This window comes from Microbacterium sp. NIBRBAC000506063 (assembly GCF_017968845.1).
GTDB lineage: Bacteria > Actinomycetota > Actinomycetes > Actinomycetales > Microbacteriaceae > Microbacterium.
Map to the genome: position 1 here is coordinate 1,128,441 of NZ_CP072876.1, position 17,457 is coordinate 1,145,897.

At 67.9% G+C, this 17,457-nt stretch carries 16 protein-coding genes and 2 pseudogenes; 15 read left to right on the forward strand and 3 right to left on the reverse strand.

Annotated features, from left to right (window positions below; translation table 11 throughout):
• Window positions 1-55 precede the first annotated feature (55 nt).
• The 10 genes and pseudogenes from KAE78_RS06425 (at window position 56) to rplI (ending at window position 5,945) form a co-directional block, all read left to right on the forward strand.
• Entirely contained in the window at window positions 56-337 is a 282-nt protein-coding gene (locus KAE78_RS06425) for a hypothetical protein (protein ID WP_223172551.1), read from the forward strand.
• Window positions 232-957, forward strand: coding sequence for a phosphate/phosphite/phosphonate ABC transporter substrate-binding protein (gene phnD / locus KAE78_RS06430; RefSeq protein WP_223172427.1), 726 nt, complete (start codon window positions 232-234; stop codon window positions 955-957). Before KAE78_RS06425 ends, phnD begins: the two co-directional genes overlap by 106 nt.
• A 67-nt stretch (window positions 958-1,024) precedes the next feature.
• Window positions 1,025-1,777 carry a phosphonate ABC transporter ATP-binding protein gene (locus KAE78_RS06435; protein ID WP_223172208.1) on the forward strand — a complete coding sequence of 251 codons (753 nt, stop codon included), beginning with the start codon at window positions 1,025-1,027 and terminating at the stop codon, window positions 1,775-1,777.
• Window positions 1,758-2,618, forward strand: a complete 861-nt coding sequence (gene phnE / locus KAE78_RS06440) for a phosphonate ABC transporter, permease protein PhnE (RefSeq protein WP_223172209.1) — start codon at window positions 1,758-1,760, stop codon at window positions 2,616-2,618. The genes KAE78_RS06435 and phnE overlap by 20 nt, the downstream gene beginning before the upstream one ends.
• Window positions 2,615-3,382 (forward strand): tyrosine-protein phosphatase, encoded by a 768-nt coding sequence (locus tag KAE78_RS06445; protein ID WP_223172210.1) that lies wholly within the window; start codon window positions 2,615-2,617, stop codon window positions 3,380-3,382. Before phnE ends, KAE78_RS06445 begins: the two co-directional genes overlap by 4 nt.
• Window positions 3,383-3,450: 68 nt before the next feature.
• Window positions 3,451-3,999 carry a TetR/AcrR family transcriptional regulator gene (locus KAE78_RS06450; protein WP_223172211.1) on the forward strand — a complete coding sequence of 183 codons (549 nt, stop codon included), beginning with the start codon at window positions 3,451-3,453 and terminating at the stop codon, window positions 3,997-3,999.
• Between the two features lie 213 nt (window positions 4,000-4,212).
• Window positions 4,213-4,578 (forward strand): 30S ribosomal protein S6, encoded by a 366-nt coding sequence (gene rpsF / locus KAE78_RS06455; protein WP_223172212.1) that lies wholly within the window; start codon window positions 4,213-4,215, stop codon window positions 4,576-4,578.
• A 5-nt stretch (window positions 4,579-4,583) separates the two neighbouring features.
• Window positions 4,584-5,081, forward strand: a complete 498-nt coding sequence (locus KAE78_RS06460; RefSeq protein ID WP_223172213.1) for a single-stranded DNA-binding protein — start codon at window positions 4,584-4,586, stop codon at window positions 5,079-5,081.
• A gap of 145 nt (window positions 5,082-5,226) precedes the next feature.
• Complete coding sequence (rpsR, locus tag KAE78_RS06465; protein ID WP_223172214.1) at window positions 5,227-5,481, forward strand: 30S ribosomal protein S18; 255 nt, start codon at window positions 5,227-5,229, stop codon at window positions 5,479-5,481.
• Between the two features lie 9 nt (window positions 5,482-5,490).
• Window positions 5,491-5,945, forward strand: a pseudogene (gene rplI, locus KAE78_RS06470) (50S ribosomal protein L9).
• A 322-nt stretch (window positions 5,946-6,267) separates the two neighbouring features.
• On the opposite strand, the gene KAE78_RS06475 reads toward rplI, so the two are convergent.
• Together KAE78_RS06475 and KAE78_RS06480 are read right to left on the reverse strand one after the other, a co-directional pair.
• Complete coding sequence (locus tag KAE78_RS06475; RefSeq protein ID WP_223172215.1) at window positions 6,268-7,686, reverse strand: chaplin family protein; 1,419 nt, start codon at window positions 7,684-7,686, stop codon at window positions 6,268-6,270.
• Between the two features lie 83 nt (window positions 7,687-7,769).
• Window positions 7,770-8,897, reverse strand: coding sequence for a hypothetical protein (locus KAE78_RS06480; RefSeq protein WP_223172216.1), 1,128 nt, complete (start codon window positions 8,895-8,897; stop codon window positions 7,770-7,772).
• A gap of 506 nt (window positions 8,898-9,403) precedes the next feature.
• Here KAE78_RS06480 and KAE78_RS06485 point away from each other — a divergent pair.
• The 4 genes and pseudogenes from KAE78_RS06485 to KAE78_RS06500 form a co-directional block, all read left to right on the forward strand.
• Window positions 9,404-10,099 (forward strand): annotated as a pseudogene (locus KAE78_RS06485) (DnaB-like helicase N-terminal domain-containing protein); the annotation flags it as partial.
• 92 nt (window positions 10,100-10,191) lie between these two features.
• Complete coding sequence (locus KAE78_RS06490; protein ID WP_223172217.1) at window positions 10,192-10,587, forward strand: hypothetical protein; 396 nt, start codon at window positions 10,192-10,194, stop codon at window positions 10,585-10,587.
• Complete coding sequence (locus KAE78_RS06495) at window positions 10,548-11,804, forward strand: DnaB-like helicase C-terminal domain-containing protein (RefSeq protein ID WP_223172218.1); 1,257 nt, start codon at window positions 10,548-10,550, stop codon at window positions 11,802-11,804. Before KAE78_RS06490 ends, KAE78_RS06495 begins: the two co-directional genes overlap by 40 nt.
• A gap of 107 nt (window positions 11,805-11,911) precedes the next feature.
• Entirely contained in the window at window positions 11,912-15,562 is a 3,651-nt protein-coding gene (locus KAE78_RS06500; protein ID WP_223172219.1) for a P-loop NTPase fold protein, read from the forward strand.
• Here KAE78_RS06500 and KAE78_RS06505 read toward each other — a convergent pair.
• A complete protein-coding gene (locus KAE78_RS06505) occupies window positions 15,559-15,822 on the reverse strand; it encodes a hypothetical protein (RefSeq protein ID WP_223172220.1) in 264 nt (87 codons plus the stop codon). The two genes, KAE78_RS06500 and KAE78_RS06505, sit on opposite strands and share 4 nt — an antisense overlap.
• 343 nt (window positions 15,823-16,165) lie before the next feature.
• Here KAE78_RS06505 and KAE78_RS06510 point away from each other — a divergent pair, with 343 nt between their 5' ends.
• Entirely contained in the window at window positions 16,166-16,888 is a 723-nt protein-coding gene (locus KAE78_RS06510; protein ID WP_223172221.1) for a TnsA-like heteromeric transposase endonuclease subunit, read from the forward strand.
• Window positions 16,889-17,457: the final 569 nt, after the last annotated feature.

Here is a 17,457-nt window from a genome sequence, read left to right on the forward strand (position 1 = left end):
AATCATCCCGGAACAGGCTCGACCCTCACCCTCCCTGATCTCGAAAGGTCGCACCATGCGTCGATCCGCTCTTCCCCTCCTCGCACTCCTCGGTGCGGGCGCCCTCGCACTCACCGCCTGCGGTGGCACCGCCACGGCCGAGGAGGCCGACCCGAACGCCCCGATCACCTTCGCCACCGCCCCCTCGGCGACGACCCCACCGCCGCCAACCCGATCGTCGCCTTCGCCGAGCTGCTCAGCGAGGCGACGGGTCGCGAGGTCGAGGTCGTCGACGTTCCCGACTACCTCGCCGTGGTCGAGGCCATCCGGTCCGACCATGTCGACATCGGCATCATGAGCGGTTTCCCGTCCGCGCTCGCCGTCAACACCGGCGAGGTCGACGCACTGCTGGCGTGGCCCGGCGCGCAGGATCCCGTCTCGACCTGCGTCGTGCTCGAAGGCTCCCCGGTGCAGACGCTCGAGGACCTGCGTGGCGGGACCGTCGCCTTCGCCGACCCCGCCTCCAGCTCCGGCTACTTCATGCCGGTGCACATGCTCGACGCCGCGGGCCTGAAGCGGGGCGTCGACTACGAGCACATCTTCGCCGGCGGTCACGAGGGCAGCTTCGCCGCTCTCGAGCAGGGGCAGGTCGACGCGGCATGCACCGCCGTCATGCTCACCCAGCTCGGTGCGCCCATCTTCCCCTTCGAGGACGGTGAGTGGCGTGCCGTCGGGGAGAGCGCCGCCATGCCCGTGTCGATGACCGTCCTCTCCCGTCAGTCGCTCGACCCGGAGACCGCGGCGCTCATCCAGGACGGCCTCCAGAAGGTGTTCTCCCCGGAGAACGCGGAGGCGCTCGGTGCGCTCGGCGCCGGCACGATCGGTGTGGAGACCATCGTCAACCCGGACAAGAGCATCTTCCAGCCCTTCGTCGACATCGCCGCCGTCGCCGACGTCGACATCTCGGATCTCGGCTGATGAGCGTCGACGCAGGGCTGACCCGCCTCAGCACCGCGGAGGTGCGGCAGATGCTCCCCTGGTCTCGGTGCGTGAGCTCACCGTCTCCTACGACGGCGACGCTCCGGTGCTCGACGGCGTCGATCTCGACCTCTTCCCCGGTGAGATCGTGGCGCTGCTCGGATCCTCGGGGTCCGGCAAGTCCACCCTCATGAAGAGCCTCACCGGATTCGCGCCGATCGGCTACGGCACGGCGCGAGTCGCCGGCCACGACGTCCGCAACCTCCAACGCGGAGAGTTGCGGCGGCTGCGGGCGGAGGTCGGCCAGGTCTTCCAGCAGTTCAACCTGATCCCGCGGCTCAGTGTGATGACGAACGTCCTCACCGGCGCGCTGCACGGCGCGGGCCCGCTCAACCTCGTCGGCAACTTCCGCCGCGAGGACCGGGAGCGAGCATTGCAATACCTCGACCGCGTTGGGATCGTGCACAAGGCGAACGAGCCGGCCCGCTCGCTCTCGGGCGGACAGCAGCAGCGGGTGGCGATCGCCCGCGCGCTCATGCAGCGACCGAAGGTGATCTTCGCCGACGAGCCCGTGGCCTCCCTCGACCCCAAGCTCGCCGACTCGGTGCTCGAGCTTCTGGCCGAGATCGCCCGGGAGGACGGCATCCCGGTCCTGATGAGCCTGCACGTGCTGCCGCTGGCCCTGCGGCACAGCGACCGCATCGTCGGGCTTCGCCACGGGAGGATGCTCGTGTCTGCCCCGACGGCCGAACTGACCGCCGAGGCCCTCTCGGTGCTCTACGAGAACGAGGAGGACGAGCATGTCGACGACATCGCCTGAGACTGCGGCGATCAAGCCGGGCGGAACCGCGCCGGTCGCTCCCGAGCTCGACGTCGCCGCGCGGGCACGACTCGAGCGGGCCTTCAACGTGCCGCGCGCACGGTTCCTCCTCGGGATCCCGGTGGCGCTGGCCGTGCTGGCCTGGTCGTTCATCGGCGCCGAGTTCAACTTCGGCAAGCTCGGGCAGGGCGCGATCAACATGGCCGACTTCCTCGGGCGCCTGTTCCCGCCGGACTTCGGGAAGTTCCCCACGATCGTCGCGCTGCTCATCGAGACGCTGCAGATGGCGATCGTCGGGACCGCCCTCGGGGCTCTGTTGTCGCTCCTGGTCGCCTTCGGCGCCGCCTCCAACATCGCACCGAAGTGGCTCTACTACCCGTCGCGCTGGGTGATGAACATCATCCGCTCCGTGCCCGACCTCGTGTTCGCGCTCATGTTCGTCTCGGCGGTGGGCCTGGGTCCCTTCGCCGGCATCCTCGCGATGACGCTCGGGTCGATCGGATCCATCGGCAAGGTCTACGCCGAGGCCATGGAGTCCGTCGACACGGGCCCGCTCGCCGCGATGCGGGCCGTGGGTGCATCCGATCGCCAGGTCGTGCAGTACGGCGTCCTGCCGCAGGCGGCACCGCTCCTGGTCTCGTACACACTGCTGCTGTTCGAGGGCAATGTGCGCGGTGCGACCATCCTCGGCCTCGTGGGCGCCGGAGGCATCGGACTCGAACTGACCACCGCGATGAAGATGTACGACTACGGACACCTCAGCGCGATCATCATCTGCATCATCGTGCTCGTCACGGCGATCGACCAGGGCAGCGCCCTCATCCGAAGGAGAATCACATGACCACGGCAACGATCGACCTGTCCCCGGCGGTGAACCTCCGCGACCTCGGAGGGATCCCCATCGCAGAGGGTGTGCTCCGCAAGGGCCTCGCGATCCGCGCCGACGACCTGTCCATCCTCGACCCGGAATCGGCCCGATCGCTGGTCGACGCCGGTCTCACCAGCGTGATCGACCTGCGCTCCGCGGACGAGGTCGCCGTCACCGGCCGCGGGCCGCTCGCCGAGCATCCGGTCGCCTACCACCACCTGTCGCTCATGACGAGCATCGGGAAGGGCATGGAGAAGAGCGGGAACGGGATCGCCCTCGATCACGCGATGTTCGGCGAGATGTACTGGCGCATGTACCAGGACAGCGCCCCCGCGCTCGCCTCGGCCCTCACGATCATCGCACTCTCGCCGGGCGCGACCGCCTTCCACTGCGCCGCCGGGCGCGACCGCACCGGCGTGCTCGCCGCCTCGCTGCTCCTGGCGCTCGGGGCCGACGACGACGCCATCGTCGCCGACTACGTGCGCACAGAGGCGAACATGGCCGCGATCCACGCCCGCACCCGGAACGTGATGGGCGCGGTCATGCTCCGTCTCGGCTTCGACCTGGACGCCATGACGGGCGCGACGAGAGGACTCGGCGTCGGGTCGGAGGTGGCCATGCGGGCGCTGCTCGCGCGCGTGCGGGCGAGCGATCCCGAGCCGCTGCGCCCACTGCTGGACGCCGGCCTCAGCACCCAGACCGTGCAGATGCTGCGCGACCGGGCGCGTTCGGCATGAGCGGGAGCACGACGATGGATGCCGGGACCGCTGTTCGCCGCGGTCCCGGCCGACCCCGCAACGAGGAGATGGACGATCTCATCCTCACCGCGACGCTCGAGCTGATCGACGCGGACGAGGATGTCACGGTCGCGAGGATCGTCGAGCGCAGCGGCGTCAGCCGGGCCGCCCTGTACCGCCGCTGGCCCTCCCTCAACAAGCTGATCGCGGCGGGCCTCGACGTCGGCAGGGAGGTCCCCCGTGTCGACGACGCCGACGGCGACCTCCGGCAGAGCATCCTCAGCGCCTTCCTGATGCCCGAGCTCTCGACCGACGGCAAGTACACCGAGCGTCGCCTGCGGCAGCGCCTGCGCCTGACGATCAACGACCCGGCGCTGCTGCGCGAGTACTGGCTGTCGCACGTCACGCGGCGCCGGGAACCGCTGCGCCGACTGATGCGGCGCGGAGTGGACACCGGCATCCTCCGAGCCGACACCGACATCGAGGCGGCGCTCGACCTCATCGCCGGCGTCGTCTACTACCAGTTCCTCGTGCGCGGCGACGAGCTGTCGGATCCGGCGACGCGGGCGCGATGCCAGGCGGCGCTCGAGACCGTGTGGCGCGCCATCGCAGCCTGAGCCGGAGTGGGGCTTTCCTGACGTCTGCGCTCGCTCAACGACCGGCGGGCGAGACGGCCACAGCCGCGGTTCGCGCCGGTTCGCGGCATCCGATACACTATGAAGGTTGTCCGCACCGAACCCTGATCTGGGGAACGACGCGGGCGACGTGCACACACCCTCCTGCTTCCGGGAAAGTCCCGGAAGCCGTTCTAGTCCGAAGGAGGTGGGTAAGTGACGCACCAGTACGAACTCATGGTCATTCTGAACCCTGAGGTCGATGAGCGTACGGTCGCTCCTACTCTCGACAAGTTCCTGAAGGTCATCACCAACGATGGTGGCTCGATCGACAACGTCGACATCTGGGGGAAGCGCCGTCTCGCCTACGAGATCCAGAAGAAGACCGAGGGCATCTACGCCGTCGTGAACTTCACCGCCACCAGCGCTGCCACGCAGGAGCTCGACCGTCAGCTGAAGCTGAACGAGCAGATCATGCGCACCAAGGTGCTGCGCGCCGAGGAGGCCATCGCGATGGTCGCCGCCGAGGCCGTGCGCTCCGAGGAGAAGGCCGCTCGCAAGGCCGCGAAGGCGAAGGCCTAAGGCTCATGGCCGGCGAGACCGTCATCACCGTGGTGGGCAACCTCACCGCCGACCCCGAGCTGCGCTACACCCAGAACGGGCTGCCGGTGGCGAACTTCACCATCGCATCGACTCCCCGCACGTTCGACCGTCAGGCGAACGAGTGGAAGGACGGCGAGGCGCTGTTCCTCCGTGCATCGGTGTGGCGCGACTTCGCCGAGCACGTCGCGGGCTCGCTGACCAAGGGGATGCGCGTCGTCGCCCAGGGCCGGCTGCGTCAGCGCTCGTACCAGGATCGCGAGGGCAACAACCGCACCGCGATCGAGCTCGAGGTCGACGAGATCGGCCCGTCGCTCCGCTACGCCACGGCGCAGGTCACCCGCGCCCAGAGCAGTGGCGGCGGCGGTCAGTCCCGTCCCGCGCAGCAGCAGGTGTCGGAGGAGCCGTGGTCCACGCCCGGTTCGTCCACGAGCGCCGACGCCTGGGCCACGCCCGGCAGCTTCGGCGACGAGACGCCGTTTTGATCCGGGCCGGGTCACGGTCGCCCAGCGACCTTGACGCGGCAGCGGATCAAGGTTGAGCAAGCCCGCGCGAAGCGCGAGCGCGTCGAAACCTCAGCACACAATCTCCGGATGCCCCACGGCATCCGCTCATCGATAAGGAAACACAATGGCTGGAAAGTCGAGCGGCGACCGCCGCAAGCCGCGGAAGGGCGGCAAGCCCGTCGCACCCGCGAAGTCCATCCGGGTCGGCGTCATTGACTACAAGGATGTCGCCACCCTCCGCAAGTTCATCTCGGAGCGCGGCAAGATCCGTGCCCGTCGTATCACCGGTGTCTCGGTGCAGGAGCAGCGTCTGATCGCCAAGGCGATCAAGAACGCGCGCGAAATGGCGCTCCTGCCTTACGCCGGCGCCGGCCGCTAAGGAGCCCACATGTCGAAGCTGATTCTCACGAACGAGGTCGCCGGGCTCGGTAGCGCAGGCGACGTGGTCGAGGTCAAGGACGGGTTCGCCCGCAACTACCTCATCCCCAGGGATTCGCCGTCGCGTGGACGCGCGGTGGCGAGAAGCAGGTCGCGTCGATCCGCGCCGCCCGCGAGGCGCGCGCGATCCACGACCGCGACGATGCCGTTGCCCTCAAGGACAAGCTGGCGAGCACCAAGGTGCGCCTGGCCGTCAAGGCCGGCACCGAGGGTCGCCTGTTCGGCTCGGTCAAGACCGACCACATCGCCGCTGCGGTGAAGGACGCCGGCATCGGCGAGCTGGACAAGCGCAAGATCCACATCTCCGCGCCGATCAAGGTCGTCGGTGAGCACGAGGCCACCGTCCGTCTCCACGAGGACGTGACCGCCGTGATCACCCTGCAGGTCGTCGCCGCGAAGAAGTAATCGCGCCGGTCCCTGAGCGTGTCGAAGGGCCGGACGGATGCCCCGGAGTCAATGACTCCGGGGCATCCGTCGTCTCCGGCGCTCTGGGAGGCAGGCCGGAGACCCGGAGCGGTCGCCGCACTTTGGGGATGCGACGACCGCCCTCTGGATCCGCGATGTGGGAGGACACGCGGATCCGGAAGCGTCGTCAGGGGAGTTCGACGACGCACGTCTGTTCGGAGGCGGGGCCACCCCGGAACCCCTCGCACCCGGGGTGACCACCACCTCCCGCGCCGTCACACGACGCGTACACGGCGCCGCAGAAGCGCGCCGCCTCCCAGCATCAGCAGCAGGGCGAGCATCCAGAAGAGCGAGAGATCCGCTCCGCCGGTGGCCGCCAGCTGCCCACCGGGCGCCGAGGCGCTCGCGCCTCCGCCCGCCCCGCCCGGGTGGCCTGAGCCGCTGGGAGTGGTGCCGGGGTTCGTCCCGGGTCGGTGCCCGGGTTCGTCCCGGGATCAGTGCCCGGATCCGTCCCGGGGTCTGTCCCGGGGTTCGTTCCGGGTCCCTCGACGGTGCTCTCGCCCAGCACGGAGATGGCGTTGCCGCCGATCGTGATCGGGATGCTCACCGGCAGTGCCAGCTGCGTGCCGCCCAGCAGTCCGTTCAGGCCCGAGGTGAGGATGTCGCCGGACGGCCCTGCCTGTGCCGGTGCGGCGCCACCTCCCTGCACCGAGCTCGTGCCGAGGACGGCGAGAGCGTTGCCGACGGCGGTCACTGGGACCGAGATCGGGGCGACCACCTGGGATCCGCCGGCGATGCCGCCGGATCCGTCCGTGACGGCATCCGTTCCGCCCGCCGCCGGCACCGTCGATCCGGAACCCGACGCCACGCTGCTGCTGCCCAGCACCGAGACGGCGTTGCCGAGGACGCTCAGGGGAGCGTGCACCGGGGCGACCAGCTGTGTGCCGCCGAGGACGGCGTCTGCGCCGTCGGTGACGGCACCGGTGTCACCGGCCGCCGGAACACCGGAGCCGGATCCGGCATCCGACGACGCCGTGCTGCTGCCCAGCACGGAGATCGCGTTGCCGAGGACGCTCAGGGGAGCGTGCACCGGGGCGACCACCTGGGAGCCGCCGGCGATGCCGTCTGCGCCGCTGGTCGCGGCATCCGTTCCGCCCGCGGACGGAGCCGAGGCGGTGCTGCCGGCATCCGATGTCGAGGCGGCCTCGCTGGTCCCGAGCACCGAGATCGCGTTGCCGCTGACCGTGATCGGCACCTTCACGTCCAGCAGCGCCTGGGTGCCCGAGAGCACGCCCTTCGCTCCGGACGTCGTGACCTTCGGCGCGGCGGGCGCCGTGCCGGCCGTGCTCGAGGACGAGTCGGATGCCGTCGCCGACTGCTTCGACGAGGACGTGCCGAGCACCGCGACCGAGGTGTTCTTGACCTCGATCGGCACCTCGACCGTCACCACGGCCTGCGTGCCGCTGGCGACGCCCTTCTCGCCGCTGGTCTGCGATGCCGACTGCGTCTGAGTCGGGGCCGGTTCGGCCGGCGCCGACGTGCTGGCCTTGGAGGTGCCCAGGATCGAGAGTGCGTTGTCGACGACCGTGATGGGCACGGAGATCGGCAGGATCGCCTGGGTTCCGGAAAGGATGCCGTCCTCCCCGTCTGTTTCGGCCGCCTGGGCCGTGGTGGCGCCGAGCAGGGTGATCCCGCCCGCCACCAGCACGCCCCAGAGGGCGCGCTTCGCGAATGTACGCATGATGAAACTCCTGACTGAGTGGTGGTGTCGATGGGTCGCGCACGGAGTGCGCCGTTCGTCGTGCGGGCACGACGCGACACGGCTCAGTCAGGTGAGACGTCGGCATCCTCGACCGGAGACGCAGGCAGCACGTCGCTGGTCGAGGACGGGGTGCGCTCGGAGTAGGCGAGCGCACCGAACGAGGCGGCGTGCAGACGCGCACCCTCGTGGAAGGATCCTCCTGCAGCGTGGGCGGAGGAGGAGGCAAGAGGCGCCGGTGGGGCGTGAGCGGGCGGGCCGCCCAGCGGCGCGGTTGCGCCGGACGCTTCTGAAGCGACTGCGGCAGAGTGGCCGAGCGGGGTGAACGCCGCGCCTGTGAGAGTGTTCGCGTCGAGGGCGAGCGACGGCGCCGGGGCGATGCTCGCCGCATCGGCTGCCGGATCGTCGGCCTCGCCCGAAGCGGGTCCGGGTGCGGAGGTGCTGCCGTCTCCGCCGGTCTCGGCCGACTCGTCCGGTGCTCCGGGTGTGCCCGGCTGCCCCGGTGAACCCGGGCTGGGATTCACCGACTCGACGATCGGGGGAACGATGCCGTCGATCACGCCGCCGACCCCATCCGTCGCGCCGTCGACGACGCCGGTGACGGCATCGACCAGATCGCGCACGCCGCTGTCGACGACGACATCGCCGACGATCGGGACCTCCTGGACCAGATCGAGGACCGGGGTGGTGATTTTCGACAGCGGGGCGTCGCCGAGCAGATCGGTCGCCTTCCCCGTGGTCTTCGTGACGACATCGGTCGCCTTGTCCACCGTCTTCGAGGTGACCTTGCCGACCGTGGGGCCGACGACGGGCACGGAGGAGACGGCATCCGTGGTCTTCTTGGTGACGGCGGACGTCGTGTCGGTCACCGTCTTGACGATCGGAGCCGTGACCTTGCCGGCCGTGTCGGTGACCTTGTCCACGACCGGTGCGACCTTCTGGACCGGCGTGGTCACGGTCTCGACCACCGGCTTCACGACCTCGGTGACGGGCTTGACGACCTCAGTGACGGTGGAGGTCGTCTTGCTCACGATCTTGCCGAGCAGCGAGCCGCGGGTGTCGGAGTCGTCATCGGCGGCCTGTGCCGGCGAGCCGCCGAGGAGCACGAAGAAGAACGCGATGAGCAGGACGGCGAGACCACCCCAGGCAACACCAGGGACGGCACGACGGCGCCGCACAGTCGTCATTGTCACGTGCACCGCCTCCCCGGAATGACTCCCGGTCCCTCGTGGGCCGTTGCCGTTGAGAGTACGCCGTTCGCGCCGTTCGCGCTAGACCCGCCGTCACATTCGGAAGCCGGAGCGGGGTCGGATGCCGCGACACGCCGAGGGATGCCGCGACTTGACTTTCCCCCAGGGTTGTACACATGCATCTCGCGCGCTCGCAACCTTCAATGGACAGTTTAAGCAGGATGTTGTCCACAGGTTGGGGATAGAAGGAAAGCCTGGTCAGAGCAATTTCTATGACCAAACCCCGAAGATTCGCGGATCTTGTCCACAGGCGTTCTGCACAGCCCACTCGGAGTTTCCCGCAACCTCTCCACAAGGTTATCCACAGGGCGTGTTGCGGGCGGGAAAGGGCGCTTCTAACGTGAGGGAGCGACCAGATGTCGGGGGTTCGTGATTCTCTTGTGCGATCACGGAAGACGGGTCGATCGGGGCCATGAGAGGCCCGATTCTTTGCAGCAGGAGGGAGCCCAGTGTCGATCGCCGATATCTCAGACGACCGCCTCGGTCCGGCGCCCGCGCACGAGCGCACACCGCCGCACGATCTTCTCGCCGAGCAGAGCACGCTGGGCGGCATGCTGCTGTCGAAGGACGCGGTCGCCGATGTCATCGAGACGCTGCGCGGTGCCGACTTCTACGTTCCCAAGCACGAGCTGATCTTCGAAGCGATCCTGTCGCTGTACTCGCACGGCGAGCCGACCGATGTCGTCGCCGTCACCGACGAGCTCATCAAGACCGGCGACCTCGCGCGCGCCGGCGGCGCCGACTACCTGCACACCCTCACCTCGATCGTGCCGACGGCGGCGAACGCGGGCTACTACGCGTCGATCGTCTCGGAGCGGGCGATCCTTCGCCGTCTCGTCGACGCGGGCACGCGCATCGTGCAGCTCGGCTACGACGGTCAGGGCGATGCGACCGACCTCGTCAACAACGCGCAGGCCGAGATCTACTCGGTCACCGGCAGTCAAGAGACCGAAGACTATGTGCCGCTGAACATCGCGGTCGACGCCGCGATCGAGGAGATCGAGGCCGCCAGCGGCAAAGACGGCACGATGACGGGCGTGCCGACCGGTTTCCGCGAGTTCGACGAGCTGACCAACGGCCTGCATCCCGGTCAGATGATTGTGGTCGCCGCACGGCCGGCGATGGGTAAGGCGCTCGCGCTCGACACCCGCCTGGCGACCCCCACCGGGTGGACGACCATGGGGAGGTGCAGGTCGGCGACGAGCTCTACGACGCCGACGGGCGCCCGACGCGCGTCGTGGCTGCGACCGAGGTGATGGTGGGTCGCCCCTGCTACGAGGTCGAGTTCTCGGACGGTTCGACCATCGTCGCCGACGCGGAGCACCAGTGGCTGACCGAGACCAGGGCGTCGCGTCGCTCGCCGGAGGGCGGTTCCGCGGTCGTCACGACGGAGCAGATGCTCGCGACGCTCACCGTCGGTGCCGAAGCACGCGCCAACCACTCCGTCCGCAACGCGGCACCGTTGCGCGCGCCCGACGCCGCCCTCCCGATTCCGCCGTACGCCCTCGGCGCGTGGCTGGGCGACGGTCACAGCGACGGTGCGCGGTTCACCAGTGAGACCGATGAGATCCCCGGCTCATCGCCGGCACCGGCGTGCGCACTGAGGCGCGCGGGCAGATGCTTTACGCCTTGAAGCTCGCGGAGCGCCCGTCACTCGTCCGCGAAGATGCGTTCACGGCGCTGCTTCGCACGCTCGGCGTGCTCGGCGACAAGCACGTGCCCGCGCAGTATCTTCGCGCTTCGAGTGAGCAGCGCCGCGAACTGCTCGCCGGTCTGATGGACACGGACGGAACCGTGGTCCGCGGGGTCGGGTCCTGCCAGTTCGCCGTGACGAACAAGCATCTGGCCGACACCGTGTACGAGCTGATCGTGAGCCTCGGCTACAAGTGCGGGCGCACGACGAAGCGGGTAGCGGGCAGATCCGAGGCGTCGTCGACCTGCTACATCCTGAACTTCTCGACGGTCGATGACGTGTTCCGGATGGAGCGCAAGCGCCGTCTTCACGAGCAGGAGCGCCCGTCGAGCGAGATCCGTATCGGCCGGCGCTATGTGAAGGCGATCCGCCCGATCGCCAGTGTGCCGGTGCGGTGCGTCCAGGTCGACAACGCCGAGCACCTGTATCTCGCCGGCGAGTCGATGATCCCGACGCACAACTCGACCCTGGCTCTCGATTTCGCCCGCTCGGCGGCGATCGCCAACCAGAAGGCGACGGTGTTCTTCTCGCTCGAGATGGGCAAGTCCGAGATCGCGATGCGTCTGCTCAGCGCCGAGGGCGCCGTGCCCCTCCAGAACATGCGCAAGGGCCGGCTCGATCAGCGCGACTGGCGCACGGTCGCCCAGACTCAGGGCCGCATCCACGACGCGCCGCTGTTCATCGACGACAGCCCGAACATGACGCTCGTCGAGATCCGCGCGAAGTGCCGGCGGCTCAAGCAGCGCAACGAGCTCCAGCTGGTGATCATCGACTACCTCCAGCTCATGACCAGCGGCAAGCGCGTCGAGTCGCGTCAGCAGGAGGTCTCGGAGTTCTCCCGTGCGTTGAAGCTGCTCGCGAAGGAGCTGCAGGTGCCGGTGATCGCACTGTCGCAGCTGAACCGTGGCCCGGAGCAGCGTACCGATAAGAAGCCCGCGATCAGCGACCTGCGCGAGTCGGGCTCGATCGAGCAGGACGCCGACATGGTGATCCTGCTGCACCGCGACTCCGTCTACGACGCCGACACGCGCCCGGGCGAGGCCGACCTCATCGTCGCCAAGCACCGAAACGGCCCGACCGCAACCCTCAACGTCGCCTTCCAGGGCCACTTCTCCCGCTTCGCCGACATGGCGCCGGCGGGCGACTTCGGGCTGTAGGTTCCACGTGAAGATGGCATTTTCTATCGCAAGGTGGCCCACAGTTGGCCATTGGGCCAGGTCTCGTGGACGGATCGTGTGTGCGTTGGGTGATCTGGGGTAGCTGAATGGCGGGCGTGGCTGGGGACGGGGCCGGAGTGGGCTTGGTACCGCTGATTCCGGTGCATGAACCGGTGCAGCACAAGCTCTACAGCGACGAGCTCGTGTCGCTCTTGGAGGACGACGAGCGCCGCAAGCGGGTCTGGAATATCGCGCTGACTGGTGGGTACGGGAGCGGCAAGAGCAGTGTCCTCGCAGGGGTTCGTGAGCGTCTCGCATCTCGGGTAGTTGAGATCTCGCTGTCGTCGTTGAGCGATGTCGGGGTGCAGCCGTTCGATCGGCAGAGCAGTGAGCTGACGAACTACATTCAGAAGGAGATCGTCAAGCAGCTGTTGTACCGGGAGCGTCCGATCGCCGTGCCGGGATCTCGGTTCCGGCGGATCAGCCGGCTGCCCGTGCGCCGTGCTCTTGTGACTTCGGTGCTTGCTGGGGTGCTGGTGGCCGCGGTGTTCTGGGTGACTGGCTGGGGCGCCCCTCTTCAGCTTGCCCCGGATGCGGAGTGGTGGCAGCGTCCGACGATTCTGACTGCGATCGGGCTGCTGGCCGCGGCCGGCGCGTTCGTGACGCGGGTGCTGTTGTCGAACCGGGTGCGGATCGACAAGCTGGGCACGTCGGCGACGTCGGTCAGTCTGACCGGAGACGCAGACGGGAGCTATTTCGACGAGTATCTGGATGAGATCGTCTACTTCTTCGAGATGACCGGGCGCGACGTTGTGATCATCGAGGATCTGGATCGCTTCGAGGACCCAACGATTTATGCATCGCTGAGGGAGCTGAACACGCTCTTGAACTCCTCGGGTCAGCTCCGTAAGCGCCCGGTTCACTTCATCTACGCGGTGCGAGACAGCATCTTCGAGGATCTGGAGGAGGCGCGACGCGACCGGAACGGCACGGCGCTCGACCAGACGGAGGATGCGGATCCTGGGGTGTGGCAGGCGCGTCCAGTGTTGTCGGAGCCGGCGACTCAGCGGACGAAGTTCTTCGAGCTTGTCATCCCGATCGTGCCGTTCATCACGCACCGCTCGTCTGCGGACTTGCTGTCCGGCATGATGCGGGAGATCGATCCAGAGGTTTCCTTCGATGTGATCCGTGTGGTCGCCAAGCATGTGACGGACATGCGGCTTCTGCGGAATATCGCGAACGAGTATCGGGTGTTCAGAGCGCGGATTCTCGCGCCGGGGCTGCTGCGCGGCCTCACGCCCAGCGGGTTGTTCGCTGTCGTGGCGTACAAGAACACGCATCTGCAGGACTTCGAGCAGATCCGGGTGGGCGCGAGCGTTCTCGACACGATGTACCGGCGGTCGCGCCGGATCATCGCGGCGGGGTTGGCGACGCTCGCGGAGTCGTTGGCTGAGCTGGAGGCGTCGCAGGTTCCGCACACGGCGACGGTCGATCGTGCCGAGCAGCTGGGCGCTGAGCTTCAGAAGTTGGTGGAGCGTTGGCTCTCCCGTATGGGCCGTCCCATTCATAACGCGTCGTTCGTGCTCGCCGGCCGCCAGTGGACTTCGAACGAGGTCATGACGGTCGAGTTCTGGGAGCAGGCGATCGACTCCGGTCACCCCATCGAGGTCCGCGACTCCTCTGATCTCGTGTTCACCCTCTCCGCGGCGACGCTGCGCGAAGACCTGGGCTCGATCGTCCCGGGGAGCTGGGTGGCGCGCGCGTCAGGCGACGTGCGGCTGGCGATAGAGAAGGCCCGCCAGGATCAGCAGGAGCTGCGCCGGGCGGACTTCGTCGACCTCGCCCGTCCGCCTATGCCGCTGGAACTGGACGGGGAGGATGCGGACTTCGCCGGCTGGGTGAAATCCACCGTGGACGGTGATCCGCTGCTGGTCGATCTGATCTGCGAGGGACTCCTCGACCGGAATTTTCCACTGTACGCGTCACAGTTCTACGGCGTCATCGCCTCCGCCAACGCGATGACCTATGTCGTGCAGCACTTGCAGACCGAGAGTCCGGACATCAACTACCCCCTTCTGCCAGACGAGGTTCCCACGGTGCTCACGCTGGGTGGCGAGCATGTCTTCGAGTCCGTCGGCATCTTCAACGCCGCGATCTATGACCAACTGCTGGCCGACGACGACCCGCGACTGGATACCCACTTGCAGATCATCGCCGCCGGGCAATCCGACGGGGTCGCATTTCTCAAGGCATACCTTCGTCAGGGTGCCCACCCCGACATCCTCGTGCGACGGCTCGCGCTCCACTGGACGGGCATCTTCGACTTCCTCGACGCTGAACTCACCGATCTCCCCGAGGCGAAGGACGCGCTGGCCCCGGAAGCGTTCCTCGGCGCGGACCCGGAGCGCGACTATCACGTCCCCGATCCGATGAAGTCCACGATCGCCGCGGCCCGCCTTGGGTATCCGGACCTGGTGGATGCGACTCGGTCTCCCGACCGGGCGGTCGCGGCGTTGCAGCGACTGGGCATCCGACTCCCTTCGCTGGACGGCCTGTCACGATCCGCGCAGCGCGCCGTCGTCGCAGCACGGCAGTATGACGTGACCGCTGAGAACTTGCAGGTCGCGGTCGGAGATGGGGAGAACGTCGCGCTGGATACGATCCTCGACCTGGGCGATCCGACGTTCGATCACGTCGTGCACTTCTTCGACGACTATCTCGCCGTGCTCGATGCGACGGGCCGGTCGAGCGTGACGCACGCAGATGGGATCGTCGAGGTAATGGCGGCCGTCGAGAGATCCGCCCCGGGCCGATCGGCCGACGTCGAGCCGCGCATGCCCGAGATGCTGCAGGTCGAGGACGTCCAGGGCGTTCCCGAGGAGGTGCTCGCAACACTCGCCCTCGGCCGGCGCTTCCCGCTCACCTTTGCGAACGTCACGAGCTACATCAACGACCGGTCACTGGACGAGCAGCTGATCGGGTATCTGCGAGCGTCTCCGGAGCTCGATGTGCCTGCCGCGGCCGATACCGGTCAGCGCCAGTCACTGGCCGTCGCGATCGTGAACGTCACGGAGCTGCCGGTCGAGGTTCGGGTTCGGCTGGCAGCCCAGCTCATCGACACGCTGCCGATCGGTCGGGATACCTCGAAGGAGCCGGAGCTGATCGCGGAGCTCCTGCGAAGCGAGCTGATCTCCGACACAGCCGACACGTTCAACGCGCTGAGCCGCTCGGCGGCAGCGCAGGAGGCGTTCGTGGCCACGTCACCGACGGTGTCCGAGTTCTTCTTGTCGCTGTCGGTGACCGAACCGCTGCTGATCCGTCTGCTGCGCAACCCTGACGTGGCCGACGAGATCAAGGTGGCGATCGCCGTCAACCTGCCGCGCAACCCCGCATGGCAGACCGTGGACATCATCGAAGCCTTGGGCGACTGGGTGCAGGGTCGCCCGTTCGTGTTTCCCGCAGACAGTGTGCAGGTGATCCAGAACGCGGCTGTCGCGACGTCGACGAAAGCGGCGGTGCTCAACGCGAGCGCACAAACCCTCGGCTTCGACGCGGTGGCGGGGTACACGTCCCAGCTTCCCGGCGACTACGCCCGACTGGTGGCCCGCAGTTACAGCCCTGTCGACGTCCCCGCCTCCCCGGACTTCGCCGGCGCGCTGACCGTGCTCGAAGGCGCAGGCAGCGGACCCGTGTCGTCCTGGACACCGGAGACCTATCCGACTCGGGTATGGATGCGCCACCCGCCGGCCGATGACTAGCTCGCGACTCGGTGCTGCGGGGTGTCCGTGGCGGCCTGCGCGTACTCGCGCGCGGCGCGCATGTAAGGGTTGTCGCGCACCTGGTACAGCGTGGTCTTCTCGCCGGGCACGCGGCCGAGGTACTCGATGAAGTGGCGGGACTTCAGCCTCTTGATGAGCGGGTGGACGATCCCGCCGGGAAGCCCTGTGGCGTCGATGATCTGCTTCGGGGAGAACGGCTCATCGCCGTGCCGGGTGATCTCGACCAGCACGGTGTGCATGTAGCTGTTCCCGAAGAGCGCCTTGGAGTCTTCGGGGCAATCGGGTGGATCGCCGTCATGTTCCGAGTGTCTCATATGCGTCCGACGCCGCCGACGGCGCGGCGCAGGTTTGTTGTGTATCTGACAGGCACAACACCGGCTATGGTAGTGAATGTGACATTTAGTAGTGATTAGCTTTTTAGTGTTTTAGTACAAAGTTGATCGCTGCTTTTTGTTGCGCCGGTGAGTTCCGCTCCGACGGGGCTGGGCAACAGCATGTGTACATGCGCGCGCAGCACCGTCAGGCTCCGATCGGGGACACGGGCGATGGCGGCTGGCTGTGGGTCGGGGAGCCGGGTCGGGGATGAGCTCGGCGGCGTCGATGATCCGGATCCGCTCGGTGCAGGGTCATGTCGACGTCGTCGCGTTGGCGGATGCCCGGTTGGGGGTGTTCGCGGCGGCGGTGCCGTGGCGTGAGTTCCGCTGGTACCGCAGGCAGCGGCATTTCTCGGGCTCGTATTGGTCGGCGACGATGCGGGCGCCGGTGGGGTACGAGTCGCGGCTGGAGTACGCGAATCTGCTGCTGTGCGACTTTGACCCGCGGGTGGAGTGGATCCTGTCGCAGCCGTTCCTGATGGAGGGCGACGATCACGGCACGACCCGCAAGCACATCCCGGACTATCTGCTCTCGCGCCCAGACGGGTCGGTGTGCGTTGTCGATGTGAAGCCGGCGGCGAAGCTGCAGATCCCGGCGGTGCTGGATTCGCTGGATTGGACGCGGCGGGAGGTCGAGGCGCATGGCTGGGAGTACCGAGTGTGCTCCGAGCCCGATCCGGTGCCGCTTGCGAATGTGCAGTTCCTCGCCGGCTATCGGCGCGGCTTCCAGTTCGATCCCGGGCAGGTCGACGCCGCGGCGGATGTGCTGGGAGCCCCTGTGACGTTCGGGGAAGCGGTGCGCGCCGTGACCCCGATCGCGGGTGAGCCACCGTTCGCCCGTTCCCTCGTGCTGCACCTGCTGTGGACCCAGCGTCTGCGCACGAACCTGTCCCACCTGTTGAGCACGACGAGCGTATTGGAGCCGACATGAGCGCACGAGACGACCTTCGACCTGGCACCACCTTCCTTCCTTTCGAGGATCCCGCCGGCAATGGCCGGCCGGTGAGGTCGGAGCGCGACCGCGAAGCCGACACGGCACGGGCATGCGAAGTGCTGGGCATCCCCGCGGCGTTGCCGGTGCCCCGCAGTCACTCGCGGAGGACAAGGAAGCGGTAGCCCAGCTGTTTCACGACGTTGAGGAGTACCTGCGGGAGGTGTTCGGCATGCGCATCGTGCGGCCGGCGGCGCGGCATCGTCGAGCGACGGCGGAGAGCGGTTCGTCCCTCCGTGACGCGGCCTGAGCGACGGCACCCGATCACCGACCATTCACTTGAGAGGAACCATGACGATGGACAGTTGGACGCTGCGACCTGGGATGGATTTCGTCTATGACGGGGAGGCGTGCACGGTTGTGGAGATCGCTGACGGGGCGGTGATCATCCGCGACCGCACCGGCCGGCACCGCCGACTGCGGATGATCGACGTGCTGCGTCCTGCCGCCGAGGGCGGGAAGGCCCACATCCCCGGCCACACAAGGGAAGGGGATGCTACTCCGCTGGG

Bases quoted from the DNA above. Each gene is read 5' to 3' on its own strand.
- KAE78_RS06425 (WP_223172551.1), top strand. From the start codon at position 56: ATGCGTCGATCCGCTCTTCCCCTCCTCGCACTCCTCGGTGCGGGCGCC.
- phnE (WP_223172209.1), top strand. From the start codon at position 1,758: ATGTCGACGACATCGCCTGAGACTGCGGCGATCAAGCCGGGCGGAACC.
- KAE78_RS06445 (WP_223172210.1), top strand. From the start codon at position 2,615: ATGACCACGGCAACGATCGACCTGTCCCCGGCGGTGAACCTCCGCGAC.
- KAE78_RS06450 (WP_223172211.1), top strand. From the start codon at position 3,451: ATGGACGATCTCATCCTCACCGCGACGCTCGAGCTGATCGACGCGGAC.
- KAE78_RS06460 (WP_223172213.1), top strand. From the start codon at position 4,584: ATGGCCGGCGAGACCGTCATCACCGTGGTGGGCAACCTCACCGCCGAC.
- rpsR (WP_223172214.1), top strand. From the start codon at position 5,227: ATGGCTGGAAAGTCGAGCGGCGACCGCCGCAAGCCGCGGAAGGGCGGC.
- KAE78_RS06475 (WP_223172215.1), bottom strand. From the start codon at position 7,686: ATGCGTACATTCGCGAAGCGCGCCCTCTGGGGCGTGCTGGTGGCGGGC.
- KAE78_RS06500 (WP_223172219.1), top strand. From the start codon at position 11,912: ATGGCGGGCGTGGCTGGGGACGGGGCCGGAGTGGGCTTGGTACCGCTG.
- KAE78_RS06505 (WP_223172220.1), bottom strand. From the start codon at position 15,822: ATGCACACCGTGCTGGTCGAGATCACCCGGCACGGCGATGAGCCGTTC.
- KAE78_RS06510 (WP_223172221.1), top strand. From the start codon at position 16,166: ATGAGCTCGGCGGCGTCGATGATCCGGATCCGCTCGGTGCAGGGTCAT.